Origin of the sequence: Lactobacillus crispatus, assembly GCF_018987235.1 — a bacterium.
Classification (GTDB): Bacteria; Bacillota; Bacilli; order Lactobacillales; family Lactobacillaceae; genus Lactobacillus; species Lactobacillus crispatus.
On the sequence record NZ_CP072197.1, the window covers coordinates 1,561,082 to 1,576,404 of the forward strand.

18 protein-coding genes are annotated in these 15,323 nt (G+C 36.8%); 3 read left to right on the forward strand and 15 right to left on the reverse strand.

The window, feature by feature from the left end; genetic code table 11:
- Positions 1 to 9: 9 nt before the first annotated feature.
- The 12 genes from J6L97_RS07620 to murB all read right to left on the reverse strand — a co-directional run bounded on the left by J6L97_RS07620 (position 10) and on the right by murB (position 10,539).
- Positions 10 to 465, reverse strand: coding sequence for a low molecular weight protein-tyrosine-phosphatase (locus tag J6L97_RS07620; RefSeq protein WP_005718721.1), 456 nt, complete (start codon positions 463 to 465; stop codon positions 10 to 12).
- Positions 465 to 1,181: a hypothetical protein gene (locus J6L97_RS07625; RefSeq protein WP_054832690.1), complete on the reverse strand. Its 717-nt coding sequence runs from the start codon at positions 1,179 to 1,181 to the stop codon at positions 465 to 467. Before J6L97_RS07625 ends, J6L97_RS07620 begins: the two co-directional genes overlap by 1 nt.
- Before the next feature lie 14 nt (positions 1,182 to 1,195).
- Positions 1,196 to 1,636: a CopY/TcrY family copper transport repressor gene (locus tag J6L97_RS07630; RefSeq protein WP_023488025.1), complete on the reverse strand. Its 441-nt coding sequence runs from the start codon at positions 1,634 to 1,636 to the stop codon at positions 1,196 to 1,198.
- A gap of 30 nt (positions 1,637 to 1,666) precedes the next feature.
- Entirely contained in the window at positions 1,667 to 2,482 is an 816-nt protein-coding gene (locus tag J6L97_RS07635) for a Cof-type HAD-IIB family hydrolase (RefSeq protein WP_005721484.1), read from the reverse strand.
- A gap of 100 nt (positions 2,483 to 2,582) precedes the next feature.
- Entirely contained in the window at positions 2,583 to 3,935 is a 1,353-nt protein-coding gene (glmM, locus tag J6L97_RS07640) for a phosphoglucosamine mutase (protein WP_005718714.1), read from the reverse strand.
- A 22-nt stretch (positions 3,936 to 3,957) separates the two neighbouring features.
- Positions 3,958 to 4,917: a CdaR family protein gene (locus J6L97_RS07645; RefSeq protein ID WP_005718713.1), complete on the reverse strand. Its 960-nt coding sequence runs from the start codon at positions 4,915 to 4,917 to the stop codon at positions 3,958 to 3,960.
- Positions 4,914 to 5,756 carry a diadenylate cyclase CdaA gene (gene cdaA / locus J6L97_RS07650; RefSeq protein WP_005718712.1) on the reverse strand — a complete coding sequence of 281 codons (843 nt, stop codon included), beginning with the start codon at positions 5,754 to 5,756 and terminating at the stop codon, positions 4,914 to 4,916. Before cdaA ends, J6L97_RS07645 begins: the two co-directional genes overlap by 4 nt.
- A gap of 38 nt (positions 5,757 to 5,794) precedes the next feature.
- Positions 5,795 to 6,868, reverse strand: coding sequence for an ABC transporter substrate-binding protein (locus J6L97_RS07655; RefSeq protein ID WP_057726465.1), 1,074 nt, complete (start codon positions 6,866 to 6,868; stop codon positions 5,795 to 5,797).
- Positions 6,865 to 7,680, reverse strand: a complete 816-nt coding sequence (locus J6L97_RS07660) for an ABC transporter permease (RefSeq protein WP_013086080.1) — start codon at positions 7,678 to 7,680, stop codon at positions 6,865 to 6,867. The genes J6L97_RS07655 and J6L97_RS07660 overlap by 4 nt, the downstream gene beginning before the upstream one ends.
- Complete coding sequence (locus J6L97_RS07665; protein WP_035443106.1) at positions 7,677 to 8,489, reverse strand: ABC transporter permease; 813 nt, start codon at positions 8,487 to 8,489, stop codon at positions 7,677 to 7,679. Before J6L97_RS07665 ends, J6L97_RS07660 begins: the two co-directional genes overlap by 4 nt.
- Positions 8,479 to 9,576 carry an ABC transporter ATP-binding protein gene (locus J6L97_RS07670; protein ID WP_080668506.1) on the reverse strand — a complete coding sequence of 366 codons (1,098 nt, stop codon included), beginning with the start codon at positions 9,574 to 9,576 and terminating at the stop codon, positions 8,479 to 8,481. Before J6L97_RS07670 ends, J6L97_RS07665 begins: the two co-directional genes overlap by 11 nt.
- Before the next feature lie 66 nt (positions 9,577 to 9,642).
- Complete coding sequence (gene murB, locus J6L97_RS07675; protein WP_013086078.1) at positions 9,643 to 10,539, reverse strand: UDP-N-acetylmuramate dehydrogenase; 897 nt, start codon at positions 10,537 to 10,539, stop codon at positions 9,643 to 9,645.
- A 95-nt stretch (positions 10,540 to 10,634) separates the two neighbouring features.
- Between murB and J6L97_RS07680 the strand changes: the two genes are divergently transcribed.
- Positions 10,635 to 11,168 (forward strand): 3'-5' exonuclease, encoded by a 534-nt coding sequence (locus tag J6L97_RS07680; protein ID WP_005718706.1) that lies wholly within the window; start codon positions 10,635 to 10,637, stop codon positions 11,166 to 11,168.
- Positions 11,169 to 11,205: 37 nt separating this feature from the next.
- On the opposite strand, the gene tsaE is transcribed toward J6L97_RS07680, so the two are convergent.
- From tsaE to J6L97_RS07695, 3 genes are read right to left on the reverse strand one after another with little or no spacing between them, the layout of a single operon-like run.
- Positions 11,206 to 11,685 (reverse strand): tRNA (adenosine(37)-N6)-threonylcarbamoyltransferase complex ATPase subunit type 1 TsaE, encoded by a 480-nt coding sequence (gene tsaE, locus J6L97_RS07685; RefSeq protein ID WP_013086076.1) that lies wholly within the window; start codon positions 11,683 to 11,685, stop codon positions 11,206 to 11,208.
- Positions 11,685 to 12,674, reverse strand: coding sequence for a phosphate acetyltransferase (gene pta / locus J6L97_RS07690; protein WP_057726463.1), 990 nt, complete (start codon positions 12,672 to 12,674; stop codon positions 11,685 to 11,687). Before pta ends, tsaE begins: the two co-directional genes overlap by 1 nt.
- 10 nt (positions 12,675 to 12,684) lie before the next feature.
- On the reverse strand, positions 12,685 to 13,383 hold the full coding sequence (locus tag J6L97_RS07695) for a uracil-DNA glycosylase (protein ID WP_005718702.1): 699 nt from the start codon (positions 13,381 to 13,383) through the stop codon (positions 12,685 to 12,687).
- Positions 13,384 to 13,450: 67 nt separating this feature from the next.
- Here J6L97_RS07695 and J6L97_RS07700 point away from each other — a divergent pair, with 67 nt between their 5' ends.
- Both J6L97_RS07700 and J6L97_RS07705 read left to right on the forward strand, forming a co-directional pair.
- Positions 13,451 to 14,326 carry a Cof-type HAD-IIB family hydrolase gene (locus J6L97_RS07700; RefSeq protein ID WP_057726461.1) on the forward strand — a complete coding sequence of 292 codons (876 nt, stop codon included), beginning with the start codon at positions 13,451 to 13,453 and terminating at the stop codon, positions 14,324 to 14,326.
- A 19-nt stretch (positions 14,327 to 14,345) separates the two neighbouring features.
- Positions 14,346 to 14,861 carry an LURP-one-related/scramblase family protein gene (locus tag J6L97_RS07705; protein ID WP_005721490.1) on the forward strand — a complete coding sequence of 172 codons (516 nt, stop codon included), beginning with the start codon at positions 14,346 to 14,348 and terminating at the stop codon, positions 14,859 to 14,861.
- Positions 14,862 to 15,323: the final 462 nt, after the last annotated feature.

Below are 15,323 nucleotides of genomic sequence, written 5' to 3' on the forward strand. Positions count from 1 at the left end.
CATCTTATTTTATTTCGTTAATTTCTTAATTAAGCCTTCACAGCCACGATAAATTTCATTATACGCTGTTTCAAAATCATTTGTATACCAAGGATCATCGACATCAGCATAAGAGCCAGCAAACTCTAAAATTTTATGTTCTTTATGCTCTGGGTCTCCACCAGTAATGCGATTCATATCTGCGAAATTTTCTTCATCCATGCAGATTAAATATTCATAATTATCATAGTCTGAGCGAGTCATTTGACTAGCACGATGACCACGATCATATGGAATATGTTTTGCAACTAATTCCCGTTGTGCACGAGCATCAATCCCATGACCTAAAGCATCCTGCGTAGTTGCTTTAGATTCAGCAGTATATTGATCTGCTAGGTTATTTTCTTTTAACAAATATTGCATCACGGCCTCTGCCATTGGTGAGCGGCAAATATTGCCATGACAAACAAACAGAATTTTTTTCATTACTTTTTCTTCCTCTTAGTTAGTCTATTTATAACCGGCCAAATAATCGCCGTAATAATTCCAACTGTTAAGCCAACCCAAATCTCCTGCGACAAAGTTACAAGAATGCCACTATAAACTCGACTTTGCAATGCGGTCATCGCCTCATTTGAGGCAAGCCACAATGCCACAAATGAAGCAATAGTAGTTAGTGCTAGTGGAATTGACGCCGAAGAGCGACCAAATAAAATCAAAATTGCGGCTAACAAAAATAACAAAGCCACTGCAAAAATTGAATACTCATAAATTGTAATAATATGGTTCACATCTTCTGAATCTTCCTTCAATTTATGATTAATTTGCTTGACTAAATATTCATTGATAATTTCTTCCAACTTACTTTTACTAGTTAAGCCTAAATCTTTAGTGGTCAATTTTCCCTGATCATTATATTTTTCACACAATCTATATAGATCAGCATATGATAAGTTAACTTGATATTTCGGCGGCAATTGTTCTAACAATGTCTTTTCCAAACCAGATGCTTCGAGTAACTCAACCCCTGCCTTCAAATTAGGATTATCTGAGTCATCCACTACTCGATTGATTACTTCTTTGCCCATCGCCTGTGTATCGTTTATTTTTAAACTCACATTGCTATTCATTAATAACCAAAAAGATACTGCGGCTAGGCCGACCATTATCAAACGTAGTATTATTTTGACGATGTTCTTCATTTAAAAATCTTCCCCTAACATCTACTTTTTTCAGATGGCAAACAATTGCAAGGCACCATGTCAGGAGCATCCTTTTCTTTCAATTTAAGTTCTTGCTGCATCGTCTTAATATCGCCCTTAGAAAGCGGTGCTTCTTTTAGCAACTGAATTAATACCTCACCCTTGTGCATATCACACATGTTTTGCATCATATGTAAAGTAACTTCAGACATCATTTTGCGCTGACTAATAGTCGGCTTATAAACAAAACACCGGCCTTCTTTACGCGTCTTTAGCAAGCCCTTTTGCACTAAACGCCGCATTAGCGTTTTAATTGTGGAATCGGACCAATCCTTTTTATCTTGTAGTTCTTTGATTACTTGGCCAGTACGAACTTCTCCTAAGGTCCAAATAATACGCATAACTTCCCATTCTGATTGGGTAATGGAATTACGATCGTCTTTAGTTTCTGCCATAAAACATCACTTCTAAATCCAAATTTTTTACTAAAGAACAAATTTTTTCAAAGCCTTTGCAATCCCGTTGTGATCATTATCATCAGTAACATAATCAGCCTTATCTTTGATCTCACTAATGGCGTTACCCATCGCTACTTTCATGAAGTTGGGATTAGAAAACATCGAAAGATCATTGCCTTGATCACCAAAAATCATCACGTCTTTTTGGGCAATTTTTAGCCGTGAAGCCAAATCCATTAAAGCATTACCTTTTGAAGCTCCCAAGGCATTTAATTCAATAATACTGTCAAAACTGCGAACAATGTCATAAGTCTGAAAAGCCCAGTCGGGGAAACTATTCCACAGTTTTTCTACCTGGTCAGCTCCTTCAGTTGAAGTAAAACCGACTTTGTTAAAAGTAAAATCTTTTGGAATTTCTTTTCGGTCTCTAACTTTCATAATATTATCGGTCAAAGCCGCATTAATTTGCATTTGCACAGATAAATCCCGATCAGTTGTAATGAAATACTTAGTCGTCTCAAAATGTACATTTACATGACTTAAACGCTGAAAACGCAACATATTATTGAAGTCTTGATAATTCAATTCCTGACTCATTAAAACACGACCAGAAATTGTTTGAATTACTGCACCATTAAAGACGATTGCGTATTGATCATCACCTTCAATTCCTAATTGCTTAGCAAAGTTCAATACTCCTGATAATGGTCGTCCAGTAGCTAAAACAACCTTAATCCCATTTTGTACTGCGACACGCAACATTCTTTGCGTTTCTGGCAAAATAGTATTATTGCTTGATAATAAAGTTCCATCTAAATCAACCGCGATCAATTTAATAGCCATTTTAACCCCTCGGATCTTAAAAATTACATCTAGCATTAATTATACAAAAAGCCGTGATTTAACTCACGACTTTTTACTTATCGATTATTCAATTAGGATTTTACTTACCCATTTCCTTTTCGACCACTTTAACGATACGGTCTACATAGGCATCAGTTTCTTCTTGAGTTGGTCCTTCAGCCATTACTCTAAGCAAGTCTTGAGTACCTGATGGACGAACAAGTACACGACCATTTCCAGCCATATCCTTTTCCACTGCAGCAATTTCATCAAGAATTGGTTGGTGTTCTTTCCAGCTCTTCTTGTCAGCAACCGGAACATTAACTAGGCATTGTGGGTAATCTTTAAAGTCTTTCAAAAGTTCACTTAATGACTTACCAGTCTTCTTCATTACGAGCATTAAATGCAAACCGGTTAACATACCATCACCAGTATTATGATAATCACTCATAATAACGTGACCTGATTGTTCGCCACCTAGATTGTAGCCGTGAGCACGCATTTCTTCAGAAACGTAACGGTCACCAACTTGGGTACGAACATTCTTCAAGCCTTCTTTTTCAAGAGCCTTAGTAAAACCAAGATTACTCATTACAGTAGTAACAATGGTATCTTTCTTCAAACGACCATGTTCTGCCAAGTATGAGCCGAGTACGTACATGATGTGGTCACCATCAACTTCATTACCATTTTCATCAACAGCAATGCAACGGTCAGCATCCCCATCAAAGGCTAAACCAAGTTGAGCACCTTGCTTAACAACTTCTTCTTGTAACTTTTCAGTATGCGTTGCACCAACATGATCGTTAATGTTCAAACCATCTGGGTGAGTTGCAATAGTAGTAAAGTCAACGCCACAATCAGCAAACAGTCTTGAGATCAATGCGCTTGAAGCACCGTTAGCTCCATCAATAACTACCTTAATTCCACCCAAGTCTTCTGGAATAGTATTTTCAATAAATTGCAAGTATTTAGCTGAACCTTCGTGGAAGTCAGTTACAGTACCTAATCCCTTAGCAGATGGACGAGGTAATTTATCTTCCTTAGCGTCAATTAATTTTTCAATTTCGCCTTCCATTTCATCTGAAAGCTTCAAACCATCGCTACCAAAGAACTTAATCCCATTATCTTCTACAGGGTTGTGTGAAGCTGAAATTTGCACCCCTGCATCGGCGCCTTGTGCTCGTACTAAGTATGAAAGACCTGGAGTAGTAATTACGCCAACCTCAAGCACTTCAATCCCAACTGAAAGAAGGCCTGAAATCAAGGCATATTCAAGCATTTGGCCTGAAATACGAGTATCACGAGATACTAAGACCTTAGCTTGTTCGCCGTCTTTTTTGTTCTTAGTTAAAACATAACCACCATCACGACCTAATTTAAAAGCCATTTCTGGAGTTAAGCCTTGATTAGCTACGCCACGAACACCATCAGTTCCGAAATATTTTAACATTTAATAAACAACCTTTCTCAAATTAATTATTTGCATTCTTTACTTTAATTGATATCTGTACATTTTCAGGATCAACGCGAGCAACTCCCTTAGGTAAAACTAAAGGGTAATTCTTTACAGTTGAATATGAGATCCCTTTCAGATCTACATCAACATCCAACTGCTTAATCTTTGCTAATGTTTCCTTTTGTCCATACAGTGTTACCTCATCATTCTTGGCAGTAACCGAATAGACTTTATTATTTTTTTCATTTTTAGGCTTTAAATTTAGCTTAACTTTCTTTTTGAAAAGCGATATTGGCAAACTAGCTTTTACTGTAGATGGATTAATCACTGCATTTAATTGACGCCCTTTTTTATCTTCAGCTATCAAAATAACTTGACGCTCATAATCATGATTAATGCCATTAGGTAAAGGCAACTTGGCAACGATCTGATCAATCTGATTTACTTCGCTTCTAGCACCAGTAACCTCAACTTGCTGCGGATCAACACTAGCCGTACCAATATTATATCCATTAGCAACAGCATTTTTATTATACTCTATTTGAACGGGCATGGTACGAGATTTTCGCCGTTCAATATCAACATTAACTGTTGCCGGGTTAATCGTGTAAGATAATTGACTATTTAGTCCCGTAACTTCTACCTTTACGGTTTGCTTACCTATTTTCTTATGAGTTAGATCAATATAAGCACGGAAGCTTTGAGTATTAACAGTCGAAGTAACTAACGCATTCGAACCCTCCAAAGTTATCTTAACCTTTTCAGGATAACCAACAACATAGTATTTATCTGTATTAACCGAAACTTGCAGAGGAACACTAATTGTCTGCGTTTCATTAGCAGTTTGCCGTGTCTTCTTAGATTCACCCTGTGTAACAAAACCTGTTTGAGTAGAGTCAATGTAAACCACTAATAAGATCGCAAACAGCAATGAGATTATTCTGATTACCCAGCGTTTATCCCAAAAGTCTTTCATCGATCTGCACCCCATTTCCAGACTTTATTAATCACACGACGAATCCATGGAACCTTCTTCTCTTCCTTAGGAACAAGTTGAGCATTCAAATACTTCAAATATTCTTCACGAGACAAATCTACTAAAAAGCGCCCGTTTCTAGTAATAGTTACGCCACCAGTTTCCTCTGAGACGACGATCGTTACCGCATCGGTAACTTCAGAAATACCAACGGCAGCTCTGTGACGCGTGCCTAAACGCTTAGGAATCATGCTGTTATCTGACAGTGGTAAATATGCTGCCGCAACAGCAATTCGATTATTATTGATAATTACCGCACCATCGTGCAACGGCGTATTAGGGATAAAAATATTAATTAACAATTCACCAGAAATATCCGCATCCAGCTTGATTCCAGTTTCAATATAATCATCTAGCCCCGTATCTTGTTGAATCGTGATTAAGGCACCAATTCTTCTTTTAGACATGTATTGAATCGCTTTATCGAGCTCCTGCACCATCTTAACCGACTGTGTATGAGCACTCTCACCTCGGCCATTAAAAATCGGCGTGCGTCCTAGCCGCTCTAGTCCACGACGAATTTCCGGCTGGAAAATAACGATAATTCCGATTACTGCCCAAGAAACAATTTGGTCCACAATATAAGTTACCGCATGCAGTTGCAATAAGCCGGCAATAATTCTAACAATAAAGATAAAGACGATCCCTTTTGCCAGTTGTACTGCTTTGGTACCACGAATCATCATGATCAAACGGTAAACTAAATACCAAATGATTAAAATATCTAAAGCAATGGAGAAATTATTCCAAGTAAACAGATTAGAAATATTAAAATGCATTGATTGCTCCTTTCTTCTTTAATTATAACCGCCCCAATTTACCGTGCATACATTTTAAATTCTAAAAATAGGTCATTATATTCTTGGGTCTTCTTAGGACCTAAATCTCTAAAGACCTGTAGATTCTTCAACGTACTTTGAATAGGATAAAACTGCCGGTCATCTCTAACTCTTTTCGGCAATAATTTTTGGGCTGCGGTATTTGGGGTTGCATATCCAACATATTCCGCATTTTGCGCTGCATTTTTAGGTTCAAGCATAAAATTAATAAACTTAAGTGCAGCTTTTTTATTTTGTACAGTTTTAGGAATAACAAAATTATCAAACCACAAATTTGATCCTTGCTTAGGCACAACATAATGCAAGTGAGGATTTTGTTCCATCATTTCATGAGCCTCACCAGACCAGGTAACGCCAATTGCTGCCTCATTTTGCACTAGGTACATCTTCATTTCATCTGAAATAATCGCCTTAATATTGGGTCCCAGACTATTAAGCTTAGTTTGTGCCAAATGTAGTTTAATACTAGATGTGGTATTCATTGAATATCCTAAAGAAACCAATGCCATCCCCATTGCATCCCTAGCTGAATCAACTAGTAAAATTTGCCTGCGATACTTTTTACTCCACAGGTCATTCCAAGTCTTAATTGCCCCTGGCTTGACGAATTTATCATTATAAACAATTCCTAGTGTCCCCCAGAAATATGGCACAGAATAATCATTATTTTGATCAAATGACTTATGTAAAAAACTCTTGCCAATATATTTCAAATTAGGAATTTGCTTTTGATCCAACTGATCAAGCAAATGAGCCTTGCGCATTTTAGTTACCATATACTCAGAAGGAATGGTCAAATCATATGCCGTTCCGCCTTGTTTGATTTTGGTATACATCGCTTCATTGGAATCAAAGGTCTCATAGACAACATGATAACCTGTCTGCTTTTCAAACTTTTTTATTAACTTTGGATCTAGATAGTCGCCCCAGTTATAGATAATCAAGTTTTGTTTATTTTTCCCGGTAGACGATTTCTCCAAATGATGGGATAAACCCCAAAGGCCTGCACAGGCAATTAAAATAGCTGCAATTGCCATCATAATCTTTTTCATTTAACTAGGCCTCCCATCACACGATGATTTTTCTTTCTGCCCTTTTTAGTAGTAATAAAATAATAGATTCCTACAAGCAACAAGACAAAAATGAACATTACGGTACTTAAAGCATTAATCTCAAGATCGATTCCTTGTCGTGCCCGAGAATAAATTTCAACTGAAAGAGTTGAAAAACCATTCCCAGTAACGAAAAAAGTTACGGCAAAATCATCTAGTGAATAGGTCAACGCCATAAATAAACCGGAAAAGATGCCTGGCATAATAACTGGAATTAAAACATCACTAAAAACCTGCCATGAATTCGCCCCTAAATCACGTGCTGCATCAATAAGCGACATATCCATTTCATTAAGTCGCGGCAAGACCATCAAAACCACAATCGGAATAGAAAAGGCAATATGACTTAACAATACAGAACCAAAATTTAAGCCAATTCCCAATGCTGTAAAAAAGATCAAAAAACTAGCACCAATAATTACATCAGGTGACACCATTAAGACATTGTTTAATGCTAAGGTTGTTTTCTTATTAGATTCTTTTTTCATCGCAGCAATTGCAATTGCACCAAATGTCCCAATAATTGTTGCTATTAAACTGGACAACAGCGCTAGTAGGATAGTTTCCAAAAATATCGCTAATAAGCGATTATCTTGAAATAAAGTCTGATAATGAGCCCATGTAAAGTGCTCAAATTTATTCATGTTTTTACCACTAGAAAATGAAAAGTAAATCAAATAAAAAATGGGTACATATAATAGGATCAAAGTAAAAACAAGATAGATCTTAGCGATTAAATGTCTGTTTCTCATAAATCTACCTTCTTTCTTCTAGCCTTTTTGCTAGTAATCAACATGACTACCACCATCAGCACGATTAAAATTACTCCAATTGTGGCCCCCATATTCCAGTTCATTGTGGTCATAAAATACTCTTCGATAGCAGTCCCTAATGTGATTACCCGATTGCCGCCGATCAGCCTTGTTAACATAAATAATGACAATGATGGGATAAAGATGGCCTGAACGCCGCTTTCAACTCCTGGACGAGAAAGCGGCCATAAAACATAGCAAAAAGTTTGCCATTTACTAGCACCCAAATCCTCAGAGGCATGAATGACTGCAGGATTAATCTCTTTAATCGCATTAAAAATTGGCAAAATCATAAACGGAATTTCAATGTAAGTCGCCACAAAAATAAAAGCAAAATCAGTAAACAAAATATTTACGGGACCAATACCAAATAAATGTAAAAATTTATTTACTAAACCGTCATTACCTAAAATGCCAATAAATGCATATGCTTTAAGCAGCAAATTAATCCATGTTGGCAAAATGATCAATAACAGCCACAGCTGCTGGTTTTTCATTTTAATTAAAAAATACGCTGCCGGATACGAAATTACCAACGTCAACAAGGTGATCAAAAATGCATACCAAAATGAGTTAAGCATCATTTTTAAAAAGGTACCATTTTTAAAAAATTCAACGTAATTTCTGAGCGTGAATGCGTTATTACTATCAGTAAACGAATACCAGAGAATCAATAAAATCGGCAAAATGACAAAGAGAATAATCCACAGCAGATATGGAATCATAAAAAACATCTTTTTATTTTTCATTTTCATCCGCCTCATACTTTTCTAGTCGAGCATCAAAATCGTGTTGGCTTTCATTTAACCGCATGACGTGAATATCTTCTGGATCAAAAAAGAGCCCAACACGTTGTCCCAATTTAACTCCATTAGTAGAATGGATCAGCCATTCATTTTCATTGGCATCAATTGCCTTAATCTCAAAGTGATCACCTAAAAATAATTGCGTCTGTGCTGTAACCACAATCTTCCCATCTTCTGGTTTAACAATATCCAAGTCTTCGGGACGAATAACTACTTCAACCTTTTCATTAGGCTTCATCCCACCATCGGCACATTTAAATTTATTATTAGCAAATTCCACTTCGTAATCATGAATCATTCGACCAGATAAAATATTGGAGTCACCAATAAAACGTGCTACAAAGTCATTCACTGGCTCATCGTAAATTGCTACCGGATTACCACTTTGTTGAATCTGCCCATCATTTAAAACAAAAATTTTATCACTCATTGATAGAGCTTCTTCTTGATCGTGCGTAACAAAAATAAAGGTAATGCCTAGCTTTTTCTGAATTGCCCGTAATTCAAATTGCATGTCTTTTCGTAAACGTTTATCCAAAGCAGATAGCGACTCATCTAATAGTAAAACCTTAGGTTCATTAACAATTGCCCGGGCAATAGCTACACGCTGCTGCTGTCCTCCACTAAGTTCCGAAATTTCGCGGTTAGCGTAACCGTCTAGACGAACCATATGCAAAGCATCTTTAACAGCTGGCTTGATTTCACTCATTGGTCTTTTCTTAATTTTCAAGCCAAACGCCACATTTTGAAAAACATCCAGGTGTGGAAACAAAGCATAATTTTGAAAAACTGTATTGATATGTCTTTTTGAAGCATCAAGGTCAGTAATATCATTACCATCAAAGAGGACTTGACCACTAGATGGCTGAGTAAAGCCAGCAATAATTCGCAAAATTGTCGATTTTCCCGAGCCACTAGGACCAAGTAGTGAATAAAATTTACCAGATTCAATAGTTAAATTTATATCTTTTAATGCTACAAACCCATCATCATATTTTTTGGTGATGTGTTTTAGTTTGATAATATCCATTTCCATCCCTCACATAAAAAACAGCTGCAAGCCTTCCAGCCTGTAGCTTGTCTTTGCTAAAATATTTTACTTTTCTTTGCCGATAATCCTAACTTCTGTGTGTAAGTCAATGTCAAACTTTTCTTTAATTACCTTTTGGATCAAATGAATTAAATTCAAATAATCTGTTGCAGTAGCACCGCCTTTATTCACGATAAAACCTGCATGTTTCATTGAATCTTGAGCGCCACCGATTTGTTTACCTTGTAAACCAGCTTTAATAATCATCGGACCAACAAAGTGCCCAGTAGGCCGCTTAAAGACACTGCCACAAGATGGATATTCAAGTGGCTGCTTATAACGACGTAAAGCATTTAAATAATGCATATGATCTAAGATCTCTAACTTATCGCCTGACTTGAGTGCAAAAGTGGCGCTTAATACAATATCGCCATTTTCTTGAACTAATGAATGTCGGTAAGAAAAGTTCATTTCTGCGTTTGAATATGTTTTAAATTCTCCTGCTCTGGTTAAAACATTAACGCTTTGCACTACTTCTTGCATCTCACCGCCATAGGCACCAGCATTCATAAAAATACCACCGCCAATACTACCAGGAATTCCAGCAGCAAATTCCATTCCGCTCAAACCATGATGAGCAGCCGCAAAAGCTGTATCGATAATCCGTGCACCAGCATCAGCTGTAACTTGATTATCTTCTACTTTAATCTCTTTTAATTCAGTCAAAATAATTACTAACCCATCAATTCCGCCGTCACGGATGATTAGATTTGAGGCATTGCCAATAATTGTTAATGGAATTTCATTTTCACGTGTGACTTTTACTAATTGTTCTACTTCATCAGTCGTCTTAGGAAAGGCCAAATATTCAGCTGGTCCACCTGTCTTAGTAAAAGTATATCTGCTTAATGGGATTTGCTCTTTAATATCAATCCCTTTTTCTTTCAAATCAAGTAATTCCACGCTGTTGCCTCCTTAAAGTTTCTTGTTTTATTTTACCGCATAAAGGCGTTAGCTTCATTAATATTAATGATATACTTTTTTAAAAGGAGAATTTTATGAATTTTATTGCAATGGACTTTGAAACAGCCAACCATTATCCAGAAAGTGCCTGTTCACTTGCTTTGGTAATGGTGAGAAATAATAAAATTGTTGATCGCTTTTATACAGTAATTAATCCTCAAATGCCATTTGACGCGCGAAATATTCAAGTACATCAAATTACAGCTGAGGACGTTAAAAACGCTCCAACAATGGCAGAGGTCTGGCCCCACATTAAAGAATTGTATCAACCAGGAATGCTTGTAGCCGCACATAACGCTCGCTTTGATACTAATGTCATGCGGCAAAGCCTGGCACGTTACGGTATTGAGGAGCCCCACTATTTGGTCATTGACACTTTAGCTAGCAGTAAATTACTCGAACCAGAACTGCCTGACCACAAATTAGACACAGTTTCTGAGGCCTTAAACGTTGAATTGTGGCACCACCATAACGCATTAAGTGATAGTGAAGCATGTGCTGGGATTTTAATCAAGCAAGAAGAGCAATTTGGTGATGAAGCAATCAAAAATTTGGTTTATCAGATATGAAAAATCTCTAGGAATTTTGATCCTAGAGATTTTTGCTTTACTTATTAAATTCAGTTAACGCAGCTTTGACCCATTCTTCATTGCGCTTACCATGAGGAGTAAATTCAACAACCCGTTTAGTTGAATCCCAACTATCGTCCACTCTGGTAATCGTGAGTTGCAAATACTCATCTGGCAAATCATTCATTACTAGTTGTGGCCATTCAATTACCACTAAACCTGGTTCTGCTAAATAGCCCTCCAAATCAATCGAGGATAAATCATCATTTTCCAAACGATAAAAGTCCATATGAAAGAGCGGCAACTTAGCTTCTCGATATTCACGCACAATGGTGAATGTAGGACTCTTAACAGGCCGATGTATGCCTAATGCTCGTCCTAATCCTTGAGTCATGGTTGTCTTGCCTGCACCCAAATCACCATTTAATAGTAATAAATCGTGGGGCTGGGCCGTTTTGGCTAGGGATGCACCTAATTTCTGCATTCCATCAGCAGAATTAATTTCTAACTTTGTCATTACTTTTCATCCTTTGCTAAAGCTTGTGCGGCAGTAACAATTGCTAAATCATAAATATCTTGTTCACTGCAGCCTCGAGATAGGTCATTCACTGGAGCTGCTAAACCTTGCAAAATTGGGCCAACAGCAGTGAAGCCACCTAATCTTTGAACCATCTTATAACCGATATTGCCTGATTGTAATTCTGGGAAAACAAAGACATTCGCATGTCCAGCTACCTTTGAGTTTGGTGCCTTCTTTTCACTAACTGCAGGTACAAAAGCGGCATCAAATTGCAATTCACCATCAGCTGGAATTTCTGGATGATCCTTTTGGAACATAGCTGCTGCATCATGTACCTTATCAACCATTGGTCCTTCGGCTGAACCCTTAGTTGAAAAGCTCAAAAATGCGACCTTAGGATCAATTTCGGCCATCTTGGCAGTCAGAGCAGATTGATAGCCAATTTCAGCTAAAGTTTCTTCATCAGGATTAATGTTGATGGCACAGTCGGCAAAAATGTAACGCTCATCGCCCTTTTCCATTACGAAAGCGCCGGATACTCGATGCATCCCCTTAGCTGCATGAATTAATTGTAAAGCTGGCAAAACAGTGTTAGCCGTTGAGTGAGCAGCACCGGAAACCATACCGTTTGCTTTTCCCATCTTCACCAACATGGTACCAAAGTAATTACCTTGGGCTAACTTGAGCTTTGCTTCAGCAATACTGGTATCTTTTCGTCTAGCTTTAACAAATTCCGCTGCCATTTGATCAAGTTCATCATAATGATTGAGGTCATAAATCTTAACACCAGCTAAGTCTAAATTATTTTCTTTAGCTAACTTAGCAATCTCATCTGGATTTCCAATTAAAATTGGTTCGATAATGCCATCTTTTTTCAAATTAGCTATGGCAGTAAGAATTCTTAAATCATCGCTTTCTGGAAAAACAATTCTTTTCTTATCTTTTGCTGCTTCAACTTGTTTTTTGAATAATGAAAATACGCTCATTTTTTACCTCTTATGCTAAATCAGACTTACTTATCGTTTCTGGCAATTGCCAGTCAATCGGCGTTTCATCAAAGTTCTTCAATGCCATATTACACCGCGAAAACGGTCGCGAGCCAAAGAACCCTCGATCAGCCGAAAATGGACTTGGATGTGATGATTTAATGATAAAATTCTTACTTTGATCAATTAATGGAATCTTGTTTTGAGCAAATCGACCCCACAAAATAAAGACGACTTTTCCACGCTCACTCAGAGCCTTAATTGCAGTATCAGTCACATCTTCCCAACCTTTGCCTTGGTGACCGTTAGCATGCCCATACGGTACCGTCAAAACCGCATTCAGCAAAAGCACACCTTGATCGGCCCACTTTTTTAAGTAACCGTGATTAACAGGCCGAGCTCCGACATCATCATAGAGTTCCTTATAGATATTTTTAAGTGATGGCGGCAAAGTTGTACCTGGCATGACGGAAAAACTCATTCCATTAGCTTGACCAGGATTATGATATGGATCTTGACCCAAAATTACCACTTTAGTTTTAGCAAACGGTGTTAATTTAAAAGCCGTAAAAATATGATACATATCAGGATAAATTTGTTTAGTAGAATATTCTTCTTTTAAAAAATTATGCAATTCGTGATATTTCTCACTTGCAAAAACAGGATCCAATACTTGATCCCAATCGTTGCCAATTAATTCTTTAGCCAAGTCTTACACCCTCTTTTCTTCTCCTCTTTATGGTATCATTAATTTAATACTAAATGGGAGAGAAATTATGATCAAATTAGTTGCTTGTGATCTTGACGGCACGTTGTTTAATTCAGAGATGGCTGTTTCTGCTGCTAATGCAAAAGCTGTGAAAAATGCACAAAGTAGCGGCATTGAATTTTTAATTGCGACTGGCCGGGCCCCACGCGAATCACGTTCAGTTCTCAAAGATGCTGATTTGCATACCGGTTTTATCAATCTTAATGGTGCCCTGGTTTTTGACGAAAATGAGCAATTAATGATCAAACACAGCATTCCCAAGGCAAAAGCACAACAGCTAGTGCATTTACTACATCGAGCAGGCTTTTACTTTGAAATTTTAACCGCCAATCAGGTTTATAGTGAAAATCTAGATCAACGTATTTCAAATGTAGCTCATTTAATGGTAGATCTAAATCCTCTACTTGATTTTCGTCAAGCTGTAGCAATTTCTGCTGGTAATAAGACTATTATGAATATGAAACAAATCCACAGTTTCGATAATTTATTGCAAGATCCTAAAATAGAAGTAATGAAAATTATTGCTTTTGACTCTCGGGGACATGAAGCTTTTACCGATATCAAAAAAGAAATCGCTACAATGGGCGATCTAGTAGTAACTTCAAGTTCATCTTCTAATATTGAAATCAATGAGCAACATGCTCAAAAAGGTCTTGCCTTACTTGATTATGCCAAGTTAAAAGGTATCAAGCCTGAGGAAATCGCTGCAATCGGTGATAATTTAAATGATGAGAGTATGATCCGAACAGCAGGTACTGGCGTTGCGATGGGCAATGCGATTCCAGCTATTAAGAAAATAGCTCAGGTAGTCACCAAGCGAAACAATGAAGATGGAGTAGCTTATATTTTAAATAAATTTATTGCAGATAATAACAATATTTAAAGTTATGAGGTGAGTAAGTATGCGATTTTGGCTAGAACTTAATCAGGAAAAGGATTACGGTCAAATTCCTGTGCTTAATCAAAATGGAAAAGCTGAATTTTTTATTCAAGGCAATCTTGATAATCCAAACCACACTTTATATCTAAATAATTTCCGTAAACAGGAAGTGGGACGTCTGTTTTCTGATGGTGCGGGCCTAATTGCTTCGTTCACAATTGATGTCGTCAACCACTCTTTAGTAGGCGTAAAAAAGTTAAACACACCTACTGCAAACATATTCTATTTGACCCAATTAAAGTATATTGTTACAGGTAGTATTAAACGTGGTACTTATACTTTTCGTTCTGGAATCAAGAGTGTAGCAAGTGTCCAAACAATCATGGGAGATCGCGGAGGCGTTTTAATTTGTGATATTACTAAGCCTGAAGACGTCCCCTTTATTCTTTTGACATCCGTTCTATTTACACAATGGCATGTTACGCCTTTGAAACTGCCTAGTTTTCCGCCAATTGGATTTGAGGTAAATCCAAATTAAACAAAAAAAGCAGTCATGAAAATTTTCATAACTGCTCTTCTAGAAAGTGATATAGATGTAGATGTATCTTCTGCCATAAAGTTTATATTTATTAAGTAATAAGGAATTATTAGGCAGAGACTGAATAATGAAGGTTAAATCTAATTTGATTCAATCTCCATAGCTTATTATACTTCGTTCAGCCAAAAATACAAGGGCTAGATGTTATTATTTTACTTTAAAGACAGCTAAATAATGTCTTTAGAGCTAGCTTATAGCTTAATAATTTGTTATTTAACTTAGTACATCTATTTTTCTAAACAAGACAACTTTAATTTCTATTAAAAAATATAGTGAAATGATCAAGTGATTTATCAATGGCTTGATCATTTTTATTTACTTTATCAACGAACTTGTTTTTAACTATCAAACTATATAAAAAAGAGCCAAATCTAATGATTTGACCCTAAAAATTCTAGATTA

Coding starts and splice junctions, on each gene's coding strand:
- J6L97_RS07620 (WP_005718721.1), bottom strand. CDS start 465: ATGAAAAAAATTCTGTTTGTTTGTCATGGCAATATTTGCCGCTCACCA.
- J6L97_RS07625 (WP_054832690.1), bottom strand. CDS start 1,181: ATGAAGAACATCGTCAAAATAATACTACGTTTGATAATGGTCGGCCTA.
- J6L97_RS07630 (WP_023488025.1), bottom strand. CDS start 1,636: ATGGCAGAAACTAAAGACGATCGTAATTCCATTACCCAATCAGAATGG.
- J6L97_RS07635 (WP_005721484.1), bottom strand. CDS start 2,482: ATGGCTATTAAATTGATCGCGGTTGATTTAGATGGAACTTTATTATCA.
- glmM (WP_005718714.1), bottom strand. CDS start 3,935: ATGTTAAAATATTTCGGAACTGATGGTGTTCGTGGCGTAGCTAATCAA.
- J6L97_RS07645 (WP_005718713.1), bottom strand. CDS start 4,917: ATGAAAGACTTTTGGGATAAACGCTGGGTAATCAGAATAATCTCATTG.
- cdaA (WP_005718712.1), bottom strand. CDS start 5,756: ATGCATTTTAATATTTCTAATCTGTTTACTTGGAATAATTTCTCCATT.
- J6L97_RS07655 (WP_057726465.1), bottom strand. CDS start 6,868: ATGAAAAAGATTATGATGGCAATTGCAGCTATTTTAATTGCCTGTGCA.
- J6L97_RS07660 (WP_013086080.1), bottom strand. CDS start 7,680: ATGAGAAACAGACATTTAATCGCTAAGATCTATCTTGTTTTTACTTTG.
- J6L97_RS07665 (WP_035443106.1), bottom strand. CDS start 8,489: ATGAAAAATAAAAAGATGTTTTTTATGATTCCATATCTGCTGTGGATT.
- J6L97_RS07670 (WP_080668506.1), bottom strand. CDS start 9,576: ATGGATATTATCAAACTAAAACACATCACCAAAAAATATGATGATGGG.
- J6L97_RS07680 (WP_005718706.1), top strand. CDS start 10,635: ATGAATTTTATTGCAATGGACTTTGAAACAGCCAACCATTATCCAGAA.
- tsaE (WP_013086076.1), bottom strand. CDS start 11,685: ATGACAAAGTTAGAAATTAATTCTGCTGATGGAATGCAGAAATTAGGT.
- pta (WP_057726463.1), bottom strand. CDS start 12,674: ATGAGCGTATTTTCATTATTCAAAAAACAAGTTGAAGCAGCAAAAGAT.
- J6L97_RS07700 (WP_057726461.1), top strand. CDS start 13,451: ATGATCAAATTAGTTGCTTGTGATCTTGACGGCACGTTGTTTAATTCA.
- J6L97_RS07705 (WP_005721490.1), top strand. CDS start 14,346: ATGCGATTTTGGCTAGAACTTAATCAGGAAAAGGATTACGGTCAAATT.